This is a genomic window from Devosia sp. Leaf64 (genome assembly GCF_001421945.1).
GTDB lineage: Bacteria > Pseudomonadota > Alphaproteobacteria > Rhizobiales > Devosiaceae > Devosia.
Map to the genome: position 1 here is coordinate 122,130 of NZ_LMLO01000005.1, position 18,636 is coordinate 140,765.

The window sequence follows — 18,636 nt, forward strand, 5'->3', positions numbered from 1 at the left end:
CCTAAGCGTCGTCCCCCAGTGACATGACCTTGAGTGTTTCCTCCCGGATGTCGGCGAGGACGCCGCGCTTTAGTTGCGAGAATTCGGGGCTGGTCACGATGTCGAATTGGCGGGGCCGGGGGAGATCGACCGTGAGTTCGCGCTTGATGCGACCAGGCCGCGAGGCAAGGACGATGACCCTGTCGGCGAGGAAAATGGCCTCTTCGACGTCATGGGTCACAAAGAGAACCGTGACCTTGTGGTCTTCCCAAACCTTGAGCAGCAGTTCCTGCATCATGCCGCGGGTCTGGGCGTCGAGGGCGCCAAACGGCTCGTCCATGAGGAGCAGCGAGGGCTTATAGACCAGCGCCCGCGCAATCGCGACGCGCTGGCGCATGCCGCCCGAGAGTTGACGCGGGTAGGACTTTTCGAAGCCCCTGAGCCCAACCTCGTGAATGAACTGGCGCACCAGTTCGGTCTTTTCCGGCTTGCTCAGTCGGCTCTTTTCGAGCGCAAAGAGGATGTTGCCCTCGACGGTCATCCACTCAAAGAGGCTATAGCCCTGAAAGACGAAGCCGCGGTCACGCCCCGGTCCCGTGACGGGCGTGCCATCGATGAAGATGTCGCCAAAGGTCGGCTCGGTGAGGCCTCCGACCATATTGAGGAAGGTGGACTTGCCGCAGCCGGACGTGCCGACGATCGAGACGAATTCGTTGGGCGCAACGGTCAGGTCGATCCGGTCGATGGCGAGGAACTCGTTCGCGCCTTCGCCGAAAATCTTGCCCACGGCTTCGGCGTGGATTTTGGGTGCCATGGTCATCGATCGGCCGTCCAGCGAAAGAGCGATCGGCCGGTGCGCTTGAAGGCATAGTCGGTCAGAAGACCCAAAAGACCGATGAACAGCGTGCCGAAAATGATGGTGTCGGTCGCAAGGTAGCGCTGCGCATCCATGATGCGGCGGCCGAGGCCATTTTGCGCGGCCACCAGTTCGGCGACGACGAGATAGGTCCAGGTCCAGCCGATGGTGATGCGGCAGGTGTCCCAGATGGCAGGCAGAGCCGCGGGCAGGATGATGCGCCACAGGATCTCGGCATTTGAAAAGCCAAGCGTCTGCCCGGCCCGGATGAGATTGACGTCAATGGTCTTGACGTTGTCCATCACCATCAGCGTCATCTGGAAGAAGGTCCCGAGAAAGAGGATCAGGATTTTCTGTTCGTCGCCGATACCGGCCCAGAGAATGGTGAGCGGTATCAAGGCCACGATGGGCATATAGCGCACTGTCGAGATCAAGGGCTCGAGCGCGCCCTCGAAGAGGCGGAAATTGCCCATCAGAATACCGACAGGAATAGCCAGGATAGCGGCGCTGAGCCAGCCGACGATGGTGCGATAGCTGCTGACGGCGGCGTCTTCGAACAGGATGCCGGTCGTGATCTGCCGCCAGGCTTCTTCAAGGATGGCGAGTGGGCTGGGAAGAAACAGCGGCTTGACGAGGCCGAGCGCAGTGACCGTCAACCACAGCAGCACGAGGACCACGGGCACGACAAGGCCAGCACTCGTGAAGATGCGGTCCGGAATGGGCTGGCGCAGCCGCAACAGACCTTTCTTGCGGCGGGATTGTCGGCGGTCGATGCGACCAGCCGCGGCATTTGCCGCGATGCTCGAGGTCTTGGGCATGCGCTACTCGAAGTTTTGAAAAGATGCCGGCGTCTCGGGGACGCCGGCCAACAATTATTGTGCGGCGGCCGAGAGAGCGGTCAGGTCGAAAAAGGTTTCGCCCGTCGGCAGGGTCTTGACCTCGTCGGGATTGGCTTGCTGCATGATGGAGCCGATCTCTTCGACCGTTGCCTGGAATTCGCCCTTGAGGGCAGCGTCGTTCTCGGCGCGATCGTAGAGGTGAACACCGGCAAAAGCGGTGTTGAATTCTTCGATCGGGCTACCGACGGCATCGGCGATGATCTTGCCGCCTTCTTCCGGATTGTCGCGCAGGAAGGTCACCGCCTCGTCCCAGGCCTTGATGATGCCGACGAGATCTTGCTGGTTGCCGGCGATGAAGCTCGTCTCGGCAGCCAGAACGTCGCTGATCAGGCCAGGCTTTTCGCCGGCGGTGTAGAGAACCTTGAATTCGGGGCCCTGCGCGAGGGCTGCGGAAATATAGGGCTCGTAGGTCACGGCCACATCAACCCGGCCCGCGATCAAAGCAAGTCCTGCATCGGCCGCAGCGATCGGCACGGCCTCGACATCGGCGAGGGTGAGGCCGTTGGAGTTGAGCGCGTAGTTGATCAGAAGGTCGCTGGTCGAGCCCTTTTCATAGGCGACGCTCTTGCCCTTGAGGTCGGTGATCGTGGCAACATCCTTGCCGGCGAGAACCGCGTCTGCCGTCGTCGAGCCATCCATGATCATGAAGGCCTTGAGATCGACGCCATTGTTCATATTGAGGATGACGGTGTTCGTCGCAGCAGAGATCACCTGGATATTGCCGCTGGCGAGGGCCGCGGCAACGTCCTGGTCCCAGGTGAAGTTGATCAATTGCACATCTACGCCGTTCTCCTTGAAGAACCCCTTCTGGTCGGCGATCCAGAGTGGACCATAGCCAAGCCAGGGCTGGAGGCCGATCTTGACCGTTTCCGCAGAAGCGGGGACGGCAAGGGCAGCAAGAGAAAGACTAGCGAGGGCAAGTGACGCAAGCTTCATGGGGCATGTTCCTTAAAGGGCGCGGGCGCATTGGCAGCATACATGTACGGATTAGCTCAGCTTGAAAAGTGCCTGAGCAGATTCAGTGTCATCCTGCCAACATCGTTTTGTTCATCCGGTCCCGGCAGGGCGCCGAGGAAAGCCACCGAGCTCGCCGAAAAAACCGAGCCGCCCGAAGCGTGGGTCAGGAAGGTCATTTCCGCAAGACGCTTGGCGTCGCGTTCAGGCGCGCCGCCCTCATACCAGCGGCCGGGATCATCGACATAGTCGTCGGGAAAGCCCCGAGCAGTCGCGAGAACGACAATGTTTTCAGGCGTGCCGAGCGCCGAGTTGGTACAATCGACCTCATAGCCCGCAGCACCGCCGAGAACCATGCCGGTATCGCCAAAGGTGTCGCCTGCAACTCCGTCGAAGAGCCAGGCAAAGGCTGGCTTGTAACTGGATGCCATGCGGGTGAAGGGCAGGGACTTGCTAAAGCCCATCAGGGCAATGCCGACGCCGGTCAGGGCGAATTCGCCCCGGCCGCGATCGCGCAGATAGCCGCCCGGCTCGTTGGTCAGCGCCAGGGGCATTTCGGCTAAGGGGCCATCCCAGGTGCGACCAGCTTGGGTCGGCCCGCGCCGCAATTCCATCAGGTCATCCTTGAAGGCGACCGCCGCGGCAAAGCCATTGCCGCCGAGATAGCAAAGATGCCCGCCCGTGGCGACATAGCGGCGATAGGCGTCTTCCATGGAGACTGAAAGGTATTCCGGATGGCTGCCGGTGAGAACGCTGCGATAGGGGCTGAGAAGCGCGAGGCCCTTCTGGTGCAGGTCATGATCGGTCACGAGATCTATGGCGATGCCGTTGCGAGCAGCGAAGGCCAGGAAATGCAGATCGACCGGCAGCAGGTGCGGCGCCCCGCAGAGCGGATAGCGATAGTCGTCGCGCAGCGTCGCCTTGGGCCGGCGCGTCGAGGCGAGGGATACGCCGCTCGCATCGGAATGGTAATCGTAGAGCGAGCGTAGATTGTTGGCGCGCGCGAATTCGTGGCCGCGATCGGTGCCGATCCATTCGTAGAGATGGGGCGGCAGATATTCATCGGCATAGGCGAGATAGGTTGCCGTCGGGGCAATGAACAAAAGCCGCGAGGCGGGTTCGGCGGCCGAGACAAAGAACGGGATGCGCTCGCAGGTCTCGCCGGTTTCGATCTCAATCGCATAAACGCCGGATCGCGCGTCGGCAGGGATGTCGATGGCGAAATTGGCCGGCCAATCAAGGCCCGCCAAGTCGGTGTCGTGACAATGGATGGCGTCGTAATGGGATGGTGTCAGGCGCGGATCGAGGCTCGACCCGTCCCAGCGCGAGGAGCGCACGCAGAAAGTCGGATTGTTATGGAGCCGCAGCGCCATGCCGTTGGACAGGAGTGGTGCGTCGGTAAAGATTGTCGGAAAAACCCAGCTGGCGCTTTGACCGTTCGCGATGAGGCTGATGTTGGCCAGCCGGCAATTGAGCGTCGGCAGCGCTTCTCCTTTATCCGAGCAGAGGATGACCTGGTCGAGCGTTCCGCCCGGGAGCACTTTTGACAGGGCGAAGGGCTTGTCCTGGTCGAGCGTTTCGACAGTGAGCGCGCCATGGCCGATTGCGACTTTGAGCCATTGGCGCGTGGGTAGGCGATCGATAGGCGTCTCGCCCATGTCGTCGCGCAAGACCAAATTGGCGCCGTCGACGATCGCGAGCTGAAACGCTCCCGCATCGAGAAGAACGCGGTAGCCTTCATTGCGCGTGAGCAGCATTTCAAAGGACAGCGCCGTGATCGATCGCGCATGGTCTATCGAGAGCCACGCGCCTTGGGAAAAGCTCTGTCGACGGCATTCTGCCAAGGATCGGATTGGCCAGTCGACCTTCGGCATCCCATCGCGATCAAGCGCGCGGATGCGGACGGCCTCGACAGCTCCGGCGCAGGACGAAGCTACCATTCGGGTTCCGGCCGGGCCGGTCCAAGGCTCGACATAGCCTGAAACGGCCAACGACGAGTGATCGATCGTGCGCAGCATTGTGGGTGCCTGTGATTTCGACTGATGCAAACAAAGGCACCGCTCAGGACCTAAGCCAAAGCGCGGCAAACTGCCAGACAAGTCAGGGTCCGCAATGCGTCATCGATCAGATTTGAAGGCGACAACCAGCGCTCAGGCTTCCGGTTTTTCCTCGCGTCCCAGTGCAGCTTCCACATTAGCGCCAACTGATCGTGCACGTGCGGATCACGATTGTACATTATTTTCTGAATTTGATGCGATAATGCTTGGCAAGGTTCGTCTTTCGCTCCAACCTAGGGGCAGATGATCGGCAGCGCGATCCGCGACTGACCGACGGGGGAGGAGACGACCATGGCGATCAGGATCGCGGTGGGACAGTTCCACGATCTGACCGAAGAGCGCTTGCGCTTTGCCGCGCAAATCGGCGCCAGCGGCATTCAGATGAACAATCCGAACCTGCCCGGCGACCAGCGCTGGGAAGAAAAGGACGTTCGCGCCCTGGTGGAACCGGTCGAAGCCGCTGGGCTTAAATTCGAAGCCATCGAAAACGTCCCGACCCACTTTTATCACAAGGCCATGCTCGGCCTTGAGGGCCGCGACGAGCAGATCGAAAACTACCAGGCGACCATCCGCGCCGTTGCCCGCGCCGGCGTGCCTGTTCTCGGCTATCACTTCATGCCCAATTCTGTCTGGTCGACGGATCGCTCGGCCAAGACGCGCGGCGGTGCCCTCGCGCGGCAGTTCGATATGGCCATCGTCGAAGCCAATGCCGACAATCTCGACCAGCTCCGCAGCTTCATGCCCACGACGCTCGGCCGCGCCAGTTCCATGCCGCTCTTTGGCAAGGACGGTCCCGTCATCACCGAAGACGCGATGTGGGAGAACTATCGCTACTTCATCGAAGCCGTCCTGCCGGTCGCCGAAGAAGAGGGTCTGCGCCTCGCGCTCCATCCCGACGATCCGCCGGTGCCGATGCTCGGTGGGGTTGCGCGTCTCTTCTATCGGCCGGAGGGATTTTACAAGGCCTATGAGATGGCGGGCCAGTCTCCGGCATGGGCACTCGACCTTTGCCTTGGTTGTTGCTCGGAAATGCCCGGCGGCGCAATCAACGTTACCGGATTGGTAACGTTCTTTGCCCCCCGCGGTGCAATTGCTTACATCCATTTCCGCGATGTGCAGGGCTCGGTTCCCAACTTCACCGAGTGCTTTATCGGCGACGGAAACTACGATCCAGCCGAGGTCATCGCCCTCCTCGCACGCCATGGCTTCGATGGATTCCTCCTCGACGATCACGTCCCCAAGATGGACGGCGACAGCGACTGGAACCATCGCGGTCGCGCCCATGCCATTGGCTATATGCAAGGCCTTGTGCGCATGGCCCAATATTCCGGCCTGCTTTAGCGGCCCCGTCATTCGGGCCACTGGTCCGGATGGCTCGATCATCTTAGTCAGGACCAAGCCTTTATGCCAAAAGCGCTTTTTTACATCGGCGGCGTCAATCGCGGCATCGGCTATGTCGCCAAAGCCGCTGGCAAAGGCATCGCTGCTTTTGAGCTCGATCTCGATACCGGCGGCGTCGAGCCGCTTGGGATCACCGAGGGCATCGACAACCCGACATTCATCGCCATCGCGCCCGGGGGCCATGCCCTTGCCGCCGTCAGCGAGGTCGATGGTTGGAATGAAGGTCTGGTTACTACCTATGAAATCAAAGACTTAACTGCCGCCTTGCGCTATCTCAACAAACAACCGACCCGCGGCGACTACACCTGCCACGCCGCCTTCGACCGCACCGGCCGCTATGTCGGCGTCGCCAATTATGGCGGCGTGCCGATCAGCGAAGAACCCAACAGATCTTTCGCCATCTATGCTTGCGATGAGGACGGCCGGCTCGGCGCACTGACGGCGGAAGTGGCCCATCAGGGCAGGGGGCCAAATGCATCGCGGCAGGATCGCCCGCATGCCCACTGCATCCAGTGGACACCCAACAATCGCTTCGTCATCGTCTCCGATCTCGGCCTCGATCGCTTAAAAATCTACCGGTTCGACGCCAGTTCAGGCACCATCGAAGACCACGACGAAGCGGTATTGCCGCCCGGAGCTGGGCCGCGGCATTTCTGCTTTCATCCAACTCTACCAGTAGTTTATTGCGTCACCGAGCTCGACTGTGCCCTCGTCACCATGGCCTTCGATGCCGAGGCCGGCACACTTGAAGCCATCGCGTCGACGTCGACTTTGCCACCGGGCGGCCATGACGGCGCATCGGCCTCAGCCATCTCCATCTCGCGCGACGGCCGGCACGTCTATATCGGCAATCGCGGCCACGATAGCGTCGCGCGTTTCAGCACCGATCCGCAGACCGGCGTCGCCACCTGCCTCGGCACCACGCCAAGCGGCGGGCGCATTCCGCGCGATTTCGCCTTCGATCCCACAGCTACGATCCTGGTTGTCGCCAACCAGGAAAGCGATTGCCTGACCCTTTTTCGCTATCGCCCGGAAACCGGCGATCTCGATCCCATCGAGCCGGCCATTGCCGTTGGCTCCCCCACCGTCGTCGCTTTCCATCCGCATTTGCGCTGAGCAGTCATGAAGATCACCGAGATAAAAATCATCGTCGCGTCTCCCGGCCGCAACTTCGTCACGGTCAAGATCATGACCGATCAGGGCCTCTATGGTATCGGCGACGCGACCGTGAATGGCCGCGAAAAGGCTGTGGTCGCCTATCTCGAAGACCATGTCGTGCCCTGTCTCATCGGCCGCGATCCGATGCGGAGCGAGGACATCTGGCAATATCTTTACAAGGGCGCTTATTGGCGCCGCGGCCCCATCACCATGGCCGCTATTTCCGGCATCGACATGGCCCTTTGGGACATCAAGGCCAAGGCGGCAAATATGCCGCTCTATCAACTGCTTGGCGGTCGCTCGCGCGATAAGGTGATGGTCTATAAGCATGCGAGCGGCATGGAGATCAATGAGGTGGTCGAGGGCGTCCTTGCGCTCAAGGAGCAGGGGCTCGACGCTATCCGTGCTCAGGTCGCCATACCTGGCCTGCCACCGATCTATGGCACCGGTCCTTCGACCGATCAGGCCGCTGGCGGCATGATCCATCCGCTGCCGAACGAAGAAGTCTGGGCAACCCACAAATATCTGCCGCTGGTGCCAAAGCTCTTTTCCAAGCTGCGCGATGCCGTGGGCTGGGATGTGCATCTCCTTCATGACGTGCACCACCGACTGACGCCAATCGAGGCGGCGCGGCTGGGTAAGGATCTGGAGCCCTATCGCCTCTTCTGGCTCGAAGACGCCATTCCCGCGGAGCTCCAGGAAGGTTTCCGGCTTTTCCGCCAACACACGACCCAACCCATTGCTGTGGGTGAGGTGTTCAATTCCATTTACGATACAACGACGCTGATCGCCGAGCAGTTGATCGACTATATTCGCGTCACCTCGGTCCATGCCGGCGGCGTCACGGGCATCAAGAAAATCTTCGATTTTGCTGCCATCTATCACATCCGCTCGGCCTGCCACGGGCCGATGGATGTGTCGCCCGTCGCCATGGGATGCAATATCCATGTCGATACCGCGATCCCCAATTTCGGTATCCAGGAATTCTCCGGTTACACCGACGCCACGCTCGATATGTTCCCGCGCGCCTGGACCTATGAGCGTGGCTATCTGCAGCCGGGCGAAGCGCCCGGGCACGGCGTCGATATCGACGAGGCCGTCGCCGCCCGACACCCTTACGAACCCGCTTATCTCCCCGTTGCCCGTCTCGAAGACGGCACACTGACCAGTTGGTAGTCCGGCCATGAAGATCACAGCAATCAAGCCGTTTCCCGCCTGGGTCGGGCATCGCAACCAGCTCATCGTCAAGATCGAGACTGATGAAGGCATCTATGGTTGGGGCGAAAGTGGCCTTTCCGGGCGCGAAAAGGCGGTCGTCGGCGCCATAGAGCATTTTCGCGAGTTCCTCATCGGCCGCGACCCCATGCGGATCGGCGCGATCTGGCAGGAGCTTTATCGCAGCCAGTATTTTGAAGGCGGCCGCGTCCTCCTCGCGGCGCAATCGGCCATCGACATTGCGCTACACGACATCAAGGGCAAAGCGCTCGGCGTGCCGGTCTATGAGCTCCTTGGCGGCAAGCACCGCGATGTCATCCCGACCTTCCCATCAACCGGGAGCCTCGATGGCCCCGAAACCATCGAGCGTGCCAAAGCGCTGATCGCCCATGGCTGGAATGTCGTTCGCTTCTTCCCCGGCGCTTGGGATGACGGGCAGGGCATTTTTGAACCACGCGAATCCATCGGCAAGACCGCGAAGTGGTTGATTAAGGCGCGCGAAGAACTGGGCGACGAGGTCGTCATCGGCATCGATTATCACCACCGTCTCAGCGTCGCAGAGGCGGCAAGCTTTTGCCAGAAGATGCCGTCGGGCACGCTCGATTTCCTCGAAGAACCGATCCGCGACGAGACGCCGGAAGCCTATGAGGCGCTGCGCCGTATGACCGATGTGCCCTTCGCAATCGGCGAGGAATTCGCCAGCAAATGGCAATTCCTGCCCTATATCGAGCGGGATATTCACCAGTTCAATCGTCTCGATCTCTGCAATGTCGGTGGCTTTACCGAAGCCATGAAAGTCGCCGGTTGGAGTGAGGCGCATTACGTCGACATGATGCCCCACAATCCGCTGGGGCCGATCTGTACTGCGGCGACCATCCATTTCTCCGCTGCCGTGGCCAATTTTTCCTGGCTCGAAACGCGCGTTGCCGCCGGAGATCTCTACGGCGCCGATCCGGGCTATGGGCTTTTTACCCAGCAGCCCATGCTGGAAGGCGTCACTTACAAAGTTCCTGAGACGCCGGGCCTTGGCGTCGAGATCGATGAAGACAAGCTGACCCATGACAGCTTCCGCTTCTGGGAAGCGCCGCACTTACGTCGGCGCGATGGCTCGGTGACCAATTGGTGAGGACCGCACGGTGACCGAATACCGGCTGACCTGGAGTCATGGCGAAGCGGTGGTGCTCGGCACCGCGGCGGTGCTTGCCGACTGCCGGTTCGATTTGCCCGCCGGTGCCTTTCGCCCCTTTGCCCGCGCGCCCTGGATGGGAACGGTGGACGACCCGACTATCATCGGCCATCTGCGCGAGCTCGGCGGGGATTTCGCCTGCGTGCCGTTCGGGGCAGGGCCCGCGCAGCCCATCGGCCCGCGTGACTGGGCCAGTTTGATGATCGAACCGCCGCTTCTGCCCATTCATGGTCCGGCAGGCGATGCGGAATGGACGCTGGTGGCGCAGACCGAAAGCAGCGTCACGCTTGGGCTCGACTATCCCGACGATCACATCGTGCAGCGCTTGGAGCGCACCGTTTCGGGGCGCGAGGGCAGTCCGGTTCTTGAGTCAGAACTGACGATCTATCCGCGCCGCTCTGGATCGATTTCGGTCGGGCTTCACCCCATCCTGCGCTTGCCCGAAACGCCCGGCCGCTTGCAGCTTCAGGCTGATTTTGCGTTTGGTCTCGTTCATCCGCGTCAGGTTCGCGACGGCGAGGTGCAGGAGTTTTCGCGCCTCGACAGCGTCCCTACGCCGATTGGTCCCGTGGACCTGTCGCATCTGCCGCTCGCGACAGAAAACTTCAGTGTCCAACTCTGTGGCATGACGGGCCCCTTGCGTGCGGTCTTTCTCGATGAAGCCATGGGCATAGAGCTCGATTGGAATCGCGCTATCCTGCCTTCGCTGCAGATCTGGTACACGGATCGCGGCATCGAAGGCGCGCCATGGCATGGTCAATATCGCGGTATCGGCGTCGAACCGATTGCGTCGGCTTTCGACCTCAACACCGCCGTTTCCACCCAACCCAATCCCATCAATCGCCGCGGTGTGCCTACGGCCGTCGCGCTCAATGCTGGCATCCCTTTGCATGTAACGCATAGGGTATCGGCATTCTCTATAAAGGACTGAAGAATAATACAATAATCAATGCGCGAACCAACTGTCACTTTGATAACAGTGGCGGAATAAATATTGTCGCGTTCTAAAATACGATGAAATATATAGTGTTGCAAACCACTTAGTGTTGGCGCACTATTGATTTCGAAGGTGGTTGTATTCGGCAAAAGATCGAGCCGGCCGCCTGGTGATTACAGGTCTGATTACTGCGGTTTGAGGAGATCGCGGATCGGGCTTCACCAAAGCGATACCGGCTTTGCCGGTGAGAGGAGGCGGATCGGCCGCGAGGGGCTTTGTCACAAGGCAAGGCTGTCGGCTCGTCCGCGCATCAAGGGAGAGAGCTGACTAATGTTCAAGTTCCAAACAGTTACCGCAGCGGTGCTGGCCCTAGGGCTGATCACGCTGCCGGTGGCGGCGCTGGGCCAGACCGGTGCGCCGCCGCCAACCGAGATCGTGCCGCAGTCGCTGCCGGAGGTGGCGCGCAACGAGACGCTGAACCTCGCCTGGGGCGTTTCCGCCTCTTCGTCGATCGGCACGACGAATCCATGGGTTCTGCCCGGCTATACCCATCAGGAAGGCAATAACCTCCTGTTCGAGCCGCTAATGTATTTCGGCATTTACAAGAACGAGTTCATTCCGTGGCTGGCCGACAGCATGGAATATACCAAGGACGATTTCACCGCGCTTGAGATCAAGCTCAACCCGATGGCCAAATGGTCCGACGGCGAGCCGGTCACGGCTGAGGACGTGGTCTATACGTTCGAAGGGCAGAAGCAGTATGAAACGCTGCCCTACCATGCCCAGTTCGCCGATCTCGTCGACACCATTTCGGCGAAGGATGAGCACACGGTCGAAGTGACGTTCACGCAGCCTGCGCCGCGCTTCAAGTTCGAAGTGCTGACCGAAAAATTCGATACCGGTATTCCGATCGTGCCAAAGCACTGGCTCGAAAAGCAGGAAGACCCGACCAAGGCCCCGGGCCTAGCCGAAATGCCGCATTCAGGCCCCTATGACATCGTTGCCTGGAACGCGAACCAGAAGATACTCGATCTGCGGGACGATTGGTGGGCTGTCGAGGCCGGCCGCGTCGAGAAACCGGCGGTCAAGCGCGTCATTGTCGTCAATATTCTCAACCAGCCGATCGATACGGTCGCGCAGCGTCTCGTGAACAACGAGTTTGACTCCTCGGTCGACATGCGCGCCCAGATCATCGGCAATATCCTCCAGCAAAATCCGGATATTCAGTCCTGGACGGGCACGGAGTCGCCTTACGGTTATCTCGATTGGTGGCCGAACTCGCTCTGGATGAACGACCAGCTCGAGCCCTATAGCGACGTGCGCGTCCGCAAGGCCATCAGCCTTGCCGTCAATCGCGACCTGATCAACGAAGTGCTCTACGAAGGCGCTGAGATCGCCACCGTCTATCCCTTCCCGCTCTATCCAAATCTCCAGACCTTTGCTGATAGTCCTGAGGTCAAGGCCGAGCAGGAAAAGTACAATCCCGGCGCCTATGACGTTGACGAGAGTGCCAAGCTGATGGAAGAGGCCGGCTTCACCAAGAATGGTGACGGGCTCTGGGAAAAGGACGGCAAGACGCTCGACGCTACCATCCAGGCGTTCGAAAGCATCCATGGCGATATCGCTCCGGTGCTGGCCGAAATGCTGCGCCAGGCTGGCTTTGACTCCAATGTCAATTTCGGCACCGATGCCTATCAGAACATGGTCGATGGCAAGGCCGGGCTCTATCTCTTCGGCCACGGCGCCAGCCTCTTCGACCCGTTCGAAGCGCTCAATCTCTTCCATGGCCGCTATTCGGAAGCGATTGGCTCTTCAGCCGGCAACAACCGGTTCTCGCGCTACAAGAACCCGGAATTCGACGCCATTCTCGATGAGATTGCTCCGCTCGGTTCCGACGATCCCAAGTTCATCTCGGGTGCTGCCAAGGCGCTTGGTATCTACTGGCGCGATGTCATCGACGTGCCGGTGATCCAGTGGCTCCATCGCATTCCCTATAACAACCACTATTGGACCAACTGGCCGAGCGCTACCAATGTGGGCATGGGCACGAACGGCGCCTTCTGGGCTCACACAGGCATGCTGGTGATCGCCGGCCTCAAGGCCTCGGGCAACTGATCTTCCGATCCCTACGGGATGCGCGCTCCGGTGCGCGTCCCACCCATCCAGTGCATCGGGAATAGTCCAGTGAATATACGGATCGTCGCCAGGCGGCTCTTGTTTTTCGTCCTGGTCGTGTGGGCTGCGTCCACAATCGTTTTCTTCATTCCGCGCCTTTCGCCGCGCAACGCCATTCGCGAACGCTTCGGCGAACTAGCCCGCACAGGCGGCTTTTCGCCCGCCGATGTCGAAAAGCTCATTGCCTCGATGCAGCAGCAGTTCGGCCTCGATAGGCCTCTGCTCGAGCAATACTGGCAGTATCTGGGCAACATCCTGCGGATGGATTTCGGCTATTCGCTGAGCCGCTATCCGATGACCGTCACCGATGTCATTGCGCAGTCCTTGCCCTGGACCATTGGCCTCCTGCTCGTCACGACTGTTATCAGCTTCGTGCTCGGCACCATCCTTGGCGCTGTTGCGGCTTGGCCGAAAGCACCGGGCTGGCTGCGCTCCACGGCAACGCCGTTCATCCTGCTCACAGGCGTGCCGCCCGTCATCATGGGTATCTTGCTGCTGTTTTTCATCGGCTTTCGCCTCAAATGGCTGCCGCTCGGCGGTGCTTATTCGGTCGGCATCGTGCCCACCTGGTCGTGGTCCTTCTTCATCGATCTCATGGAGCACCAGATCCTGCCGGCGCTTTCGCTGATCCTGGGATCGGTGGGCGGTTGGGTTCTGTCCATGCGCGGCATGGGGATCACCATCCAGGGCGAGGACTATGTCAATTTCGCCGAACACAAGGGCCTAACCGGCCGCCGCATTTTTCGCGACTATTACTTGCGCAATGCGCTGCTGCCGCAGGTGACCGGCCTTGCCTTGGCGCTTGGCACGGTCGTGACCTCGGCCGTTGTCGTCGAAGGGCTTTTCGGCCTGCCGGGCATCGGCACGGCGCTCAATCTTGCCATTCGCGCCAATGATTTCCCGGTCATCTACGGCATCGTTCTTTTCATCACCATCGCCATCGCTCTTTTGATGACGCTACTCGAGTTCGTCTATCCGCTGCTCGATCCACGGATCCGGGCGAATTAGGAGCGAGTAATGACCTTGACCTCCGCCTCCACCAATCCCGCAGCACCGAACGTTGCCATCGTTCAGCCCTCGCGCCTGACGCTCACCCTGCGCTATTTCCGCCGCAACAAGGGCCTGGCAATCGGCCTCGGCATCCTTCTCGCGCTCGCGCTCTTCACTATCATCGGTCTTCTCGTCATTGACCCTAAGAAGGCCTATCCGCTCTCGGCGGCGCTCAAGCAGTCGCCGAGCCTCAAATATCCCTTCGGCACCGATTTTTTCGGCCGCGATCTGCTTGCGGCCATGGTCGTCGGCATGTGGCAGACCGCGTTTATCGGCCTTCTGGCCGGCGGCATCGGCACCGCGCTTGGGGTGGTTCTGGGCTTTCTCGCCGCCTATTTTGGCGGTTGGGTGGATGGCGTCATCCGCACCATCTGTCAGATCCTGACGCCCATCCCAGTCCTCCTGATCCAGGTCGTCGTCGCCGGTTCGCTCGATAAGCGCGACGTCACCATCGTCACGATGGCCATGATCGTCGCGATGCTGGCCTGGATGGGGCCGACCCTCGTCATCCGCGCCCAGGTGCTTACCATGAAGGAGCGCCAGTTCGTCGCCGTCGCCAAGCTCTCCGGCGTCTCTGACATGGGCATCATCTTCAAGGAAATCCTGCCCAATCTCCTGCCGTTCATCGCGGCGGCCTTTGTCGGGCAGGTGTTCGGCGCCGTGTTTGCGTCTTTCTATCTCGCCGTCCTGGGCCTCGGCCCCCTGCGCGAACCGCTCCTTGGCAACATCATCTGGGCCGCCCAGAGCCAGGGCGCGTTCTTCAATGGCTGGTGGTGGTGGCCGCTCGAACCGGCCTTCGCCATGATCCTGATCCTCGGCGCCCTGGCGCTGGTGAATATGGGCCTCGACGAGCTCGCCAATCCGCGCGTCAGAAGAACGGAATAGTCCCATGGTTTCTCTGGTCATGAATTCCGCAGCGAGCGCTAAACCGGCCGCACCATCCGCCAGCCAACCCGTGCTGCGCGTCAATAATCTCGAAGTCACCTATTATACCGATCTCGGCCGCGCCAAGGCACTCGACGCCGTTAGTTTCAGCCTCAAGGCCGGACAAAAACTCGGCATGGTGGGCGAGTCAGGATCGGGCAAAAGCACCTTGGCTCTCGCCATGATGCGCATGATCAAGCCGCCTGGCCGGATCGAGGGCGGGCAGGTCATTGTCGGTGACACTGACCTCATGAGCCTCACCGACGAAGGCATGCGCGCTGCCCGGCTCGACAAGATCGCCTATATTCCGCAGGGCGCGATGAATTCGCTTAATCCCGTCATGCGGATCGGGGCGCAGATGATCGACGCGGTCCGCTCCCACGTCCGCGGCGAGCGCGGTTCGGCCATTGAGGATCGCTGCACTGCCGCTTTGCGGTCAGTCGATCTCGATCCCGGCGTCTTCCGCATGTATGCCCATGAATTGTCGGGCGGCATGAAGCAGCGTGTCTGCATCGCCATCGGCATACTCCTCCGCCCCAGCGTCATCATCGCCGACGAGCCGACAAGCGCGCTCGATGTTGTGACGCAGCGGCAGGTGATGGAAACCATCAACCGCGTGCAGGCGGATATCAATGCCGCCGTCATCCTCATTGGCCACGATATGGGGCTGATGGCGCAGGCGGTGGATCAGGTCGCCGTCATGTATGCTGGGCGGCTCGTCGAAATGTCGAGCGTCCGGGAGATGTTCACCGATCCCAAACATCCCTACTCGCAGGCGCTGATTTCCTCGCTTCCCAATCTCGATACCAAGGGCGTGTTCCGCGGCATTCCGGGGCTTGCGCCCTCGCTGCTGCGCCTGCCGAGCGGCTGTGCTTTCCATCCGCGCTGCCCGCACGGACACGAAGAACTGCAGCGTTCGGTCCGGCCGGAACCGGTCACCTTGCCCGGTGGCCGCATGGTCGCCTGCCATCTCTATAACGAGGACGCTCATCGCCATGAGTGAAAACCTGCTCGAAATCCGCAAGGTCTCAAAAGTCTACCAGCGCGGGCTGCTCAGCTCGAAAGCGACGGTCGCGCTCAAGGAATTTTCGCTAACGCTCAAGGAGGATGACCCCACCATTCTGACGGTGGCCGGGGAATCCGGCTCAGGCAAGACGACGCTCGCCATGCTGCTGCTCGGTTTCATCACCGCGACGACAGGTGAAATCCTTTACCGGGGCAAGAACATTGCCGGGCTCGTCGGTAAGGAGCGGATGGCCTATCGTCGCGAGGTGCAGGCGGTATTTCAGGATCCGTTTGCTGTGTTCAATCCCTTCTACACCGTTGACCACCTGCTCACCGTGCCGATCCGCCAGTTCAAGCTCGCCAAGTCCAAGGCCGACGGCGTGAGGCGGATGGAAGAGGCACTAACGGCGGTAGGGCTGCGTCCGGAAGACGTGCTTGGCCGCTTCCCGCATCAACTCTCGGGCGGCCAGCGCCAGCGCATCAATGTCGCCCGGGCGCTGTTGCTGAAACCGCGCCTCTTGATCGCGGACGAACCCGTCTCGATGGTGGATGCTTCGCTCCGCGCCAATATCCTGGAATCGCTCCGCAACCTCCATCGCGATCACGGCGTATCGATCATCTACATCACTCATGACCTGACCACGGCCTATCACGTCGCCGACGATATCGTCGTGCTCTACAAGGGCGATGTGGTGGAAAAGGGCGATGTCGAGAGCGTCATCCGCAACCCGCAGCACAGCTACACGCGCCTCCTCGTCGACTCCATCCCCTGGCCTGATCTCAACAAAAAGTGGGGCGAGCCGCTCAAGCCGCGCGAGACGGTCTAGCCCGCGTTTCATCACCTCATCCGAAGTTTTGCCCGATGCTTGAAATTGCTGAATTCATCAGCCCTACGCCCTCGCCGGTCTGGAAGCTTGCGCTGCAGGCGGGGGTTAATCTTGCCGTGGGCGGCTTGCCGTTCGACAGCCTCAAACCCGGCGAACGCCTGGGCGACCTCGCGCCGCTCACGCGCATGAAACAAACCTATGAGGATGCAGGCTTCGAGCTTCGCGTCATCGAAGCGCGTCCGCCGCTCAACAAGGCCAAGCGCGGGCTGGATGGGCGCGACGAGGAGATCGATGTCGTCTGCACCCTACTCGAAAGCATGGGCAAGCTCGGCATTCCCGTCTGGTGCTACGAGTGGATGACCGATTTCAATTGGGTGCGCACCAATATGGCGACGCCCTCGCGGGGCGGGTCCGTGGTGACCAGTTTCAATGCCGCCGATGTCCCGGATAATCTCACCAGCAACCCGCCGATCGGCGAAGAAGAGCTCTGGACCAACCTTGAGTATTTTCTCAAGCGCGTGCTGCCCGTCGCGGAGCGGGCAGGCGTCAAACTCTCCATGCATCCCGACGATCCGCCGATCACGCCCATTCGTGGCGTCAGTCGCATCATGCGCGCGGTCGACAACTACCAGCGGCTCCTGGATCTGGCGCCAAGCCGGATGAACACAATCACGCTGTGTCAGGGCAATTTTACCCTCATGACCGACGACTTGCCGGCGGTGATCCGCAAGTTTGGCAAGACCATTTCCTTCGTTCATTTCCGCGATGTCAGGGGCGTGCCGACGCAATTCGAAGAAACCTGGCATGATGCTGGCAAGACCGACATGCTCGCCTGCATGAAGGCCTATCGCGACATCGGCTTCGACGGCGTCTTGCGCCCTGATCACGTGCCGACGGTCGAAGGCGATAGCAATGACAATGCCGGCTATTCCGCCTTCGGACGCCTTTACGCCATCGGTTACATCCGCGGCCTCCACGAGGCTGTCTATGCAGAAAGCCAGCCATCATGAAGATCGCCATCACCGGTGCCAGCGGGGGCATAGGCCGTGCCATCGTCGCCCTTGCCGAAGAGCGCGGCCATAGCGTCGTCGGAATAGACCGGGTCGAGCATCCGGACGTTGCGGCGAATGCACAGCGCCGGTTCGTCCTCGCCGACATGGGCGACTATGAAACGCTGCTTCAAGCCTTTGCGGGCTGCGATGCCGTGATCCACATGGCCGCCATTCCTTCGCCTGGGCGGCATCCCGATCATATCGTCCACAACAACAATGTCGTCGGCAGCTACAATGTGCTGCAGGCGGCTGCAGACAACGACATCCTGCGCGTCTGCCAGGCATCCAGCGTCAATGCCATCGGTCATGCTTTCAGCAAGGCCCCGCACTACGATTATTTCCCGATCGACGAAGATCATCCCAATTACAGCGAGGACCCCTATAGCCTCTCGAAATGGATCTGCGAGCAGCAGGCCGACGCCTTCGTGCGCCGCTATCCCGGCATGACCATTGCCAGCCTGCGCTTTCATTTCGTCTGCGAAGATCGCTCCGTGGCCAAGGGCTACTATGACCCGTTCCCGGAAAAGGCCCGGCACCTCTGGGCCTATACGCGCCGCGACGCCGCTGCCGACGCGTGTCTTCTTGCGCTGGAAGCCAAGTTTGAAGGCCACGAGGTTTTCTACATCGTCGCGCCTGATACGATTTCTGACGTGCCGAGCCGATCGCTCGCGGAAGAATTCATGCCTGACGTCGCGATCAAGGGCGTATGGGATGGCCGCCAGAGTTTTTTCAATTCGCAGAAGGCCGAACGTGTCTTGGGGTGGCATCATGGCCATGTTGAAAAGCCCTGAAACTGCTGCTCGCTCTGTCTGCAAGGCGATCGATTTTGGCTTCGCCGAGTGCCTTAGGTTTGTTGACTCGAAACTGAAGATTCAGCGTTTTTTTACTGACGATTGACAAGAGCGGTCGCGTGGCGGTAACGTTCCCATGACATAAGAAGCCGGTTGCGGCTCGTGTGGGG

The 18,636-nt window shown here is 60.5% G+C and carries 16 protein-coding genes; 12 read left to right on the plus strand and 4 right to left on the minus strand.

The genetic code is table 11. From position 1 onward, the window contains the following. Position 1: 1 nt before the first annotated feature. Genes ASE94_RS03145 through ASE94_RS03160 form a run of 4 tightly spaced genes read right to left on the minus strand, consistent with a single transcriptional unit; the run spans position 2 to position 4,706 of the window. Entirely contained in the window at positions 2–799 is a 798-nt protein-coding gene (locus tag ASE94_RS03145) for an ABC transporter ATP-binding protein (RefSeq protein ID WP_200913576.1), read from the minus strand. Further along, positions 796–1,653: an ABC transporter permease gene (locus tag ASE94_RS03150; RefSeq protein ID WP_082460841.1), complete on the minus strand. Its 858-nt coding sequence runs from the start codon at positions 1,651–1,653 to the stop codon at positions 796–798. The genes ASE94_RS03145 and ASE94_RS03150 overlap by 4 nt, the downstream gene beginning before the upstream one ends. 54 nt (positions 1,654–1,707) lie before the next feature. After that, positions 1,708–2,670, minus strand: a complete 963-nt coding sequence (locus ASE94_RS03155; protein WP_062629168.1) for an ABC transporter substrate-binding protein — start codon at positions 2,668–2,670, stop codon at positions 1,708–1,710. 56 nt (positions 2,671–2,726) lie between these two features. Beyond that, positions 2,727–4,706 carry a N,N-dimethylformamidase beta subunit family domain-containing protein gene (locus ASE94_RS03160; protein WP_062629169.1) on the minus strand — a complete coding sequence of 660 codons (1,980 nt, stop codon included), beginning with the start codon at positions 4,704–4,706 and terminating at the stop codon, positions 2,727–2,729. Between the two features lie 330 nt (positions 4,707–5,036). Here ASE94_RS03160 and ASE94_RS03165 point away from each other — a divergent pair, with 330 nt between their 5' ends. The 12 genes from ASE94_RS03165 (at position 5,037) to ASE94_RS03220 (ending at position 18,466) form a co-directional block, all read left to right on the plus strand. Further along, positions 5,037–6,086 (plus strand): mannonate dehydratase, encoded by a 1,050-nt coding sequence (locus ASE94_RS03165; RefSeq protein ID WP_062629170.1) that lies wholly within the window; start codon positions 5,037–5,039, stop codon positions 6,084–6,086. Positions 6,087–6,149: 63 nt separating this feature from the next. Next, positions 6,150–7,262 carry a lactonase family protein gene (locus ASE94_RS03170; RefSeq protein ID WP_062629171.1) on the plus strand — a complete coding sequence of 371 codons (1,113 nt, stop codon included), beginning with the start codon at positions 6,150–6,152 and terminating at the stop codon, positions 7,260–7,262. 6 nt (positions 7,263–7,268) lie between these two features. Continuing rightward, complete coding sequence (gene manD / locus ASE94_RS03175; RefSeq protein WP_062629172.1) at positions 7,269–8,480, plus strand: D-mannonate dehydratase ManD; 1,212 nt, start codon at positions 7,269–7,271, stop codon at positions 8,478–8,480. Between the two features lie 7 nt (positions 8,481–8,487). Further along, positions 8,488–9,645, plus strand: a complete 1,158-nt coding sequence (locus ASE94_RS03180) for a mandelate racemase/muconate lactonizing enzyme family protein (protein WP_062629173.1) — start codon at positions 8,488–8,490, stop codon at positions 9,643–9,645. Between the two features lie 10 nt (positions 9,646–9,655). After that, positions 9,656–10,636, plus strand: a complete 981-nt coding sequence (locus ASE94_RS03185; RefSeq protein WP_062629174.1) for a hypothetical protein — start codon at positions 9,656–9,658, stop codon at positions 10,634–10,636. Positions 10,637–10,972: 336 nt separating this feature from the next. After that, a complete protein-coding gene (locus ASE94_RS03190) occupies positions 10,973–12,757 on the plus strand; it encodes an ABC transporter substrate-binding protein (RefSeq protein ID WP_062629175.1) in 1,785 nt (594 codons plus the stop codon). Between the two features lie 69 nt (positions 12,758–12,826). After that, the gene (locus ASE94_RS03195; RefSeq protein ID WP_062629176.1) at positions 12,827–13,825 is read left to right on the plus strand and encodes an ABC transporter permease; all 999 of its coding nucleotides are present in this window, start codon (positions 12,827–12,829) and stop codon (positions 13,823–13,825) included. A 9-nt stretch (positions 13,826–13,834) separates the two neighbouring features. Continuing rightward, positions 13,835–14,752 (plus strand): ABC transporter permease, encoded by a 918-nt coding sequence (locus ASE94_RS03200; protein WP_062629177.1) that lies wholly within the window; start codon positions 13,835–13,837, stop codon positions 14,750–14,752. A 4-nt stretch (positions 14,753–14,756) separates the two neighbouring features. After that, positions 14,757–15,794 (plus strand): ABC transporter ATP-binding protein, encoded by a 1,038-nt coding sequence (locus tag ASE94_RS03205; RefSeq protein WP_082460843.1) that lies wholly within the window; start codon positions 14,757–14,759, stop codon positions 15,792–15,794. Further along, the gene (locus ASE94_RS03210; protein ID WP_062629178.1) at positions 15,787–16,623 is read left to right on the plus strand and encodes an ABC transporter ATP-binding protein; all 837 of its coding nucleotides are present in this window, start codon (positions 15,787–15,789) and stop codon (positions 16,621–16,623) included. Before ASE94_RS03205 ends, ASE94_RS03210 begins: the two co-directional genes overlap by 8 nt. 35 nt (positions 16,624–16,658) lie before the next feature. Further along, positions 16,659–17,633: a mannonate dehydratase gene (locus tag ASE94_RS03215; protein ID WP_062629179.1), complete on the plus strand. Its 975-nt coding sequence runs from the start codon at positions 16,659–16,661 to the stop codon at positions 17,631–17,633. After that, positions 17,630–18,466: an NAD(P)-dependent oxidoreductase gene (locus tag ASE94_RS03220; protein WP_200913578.1), complete on the plus strand. Its 837-nt coding sequence runs from the start codon at positions 17,630–17,632 to the stop codon at positions 18,464–18,466. The genes ASE94_RS03215 and ASE94_RS03220 overlap by 4 nt, the downstream gene beginning before the upstream one ends. Positions 18,467–18,636: the final 170 nt, after the last annotated feature.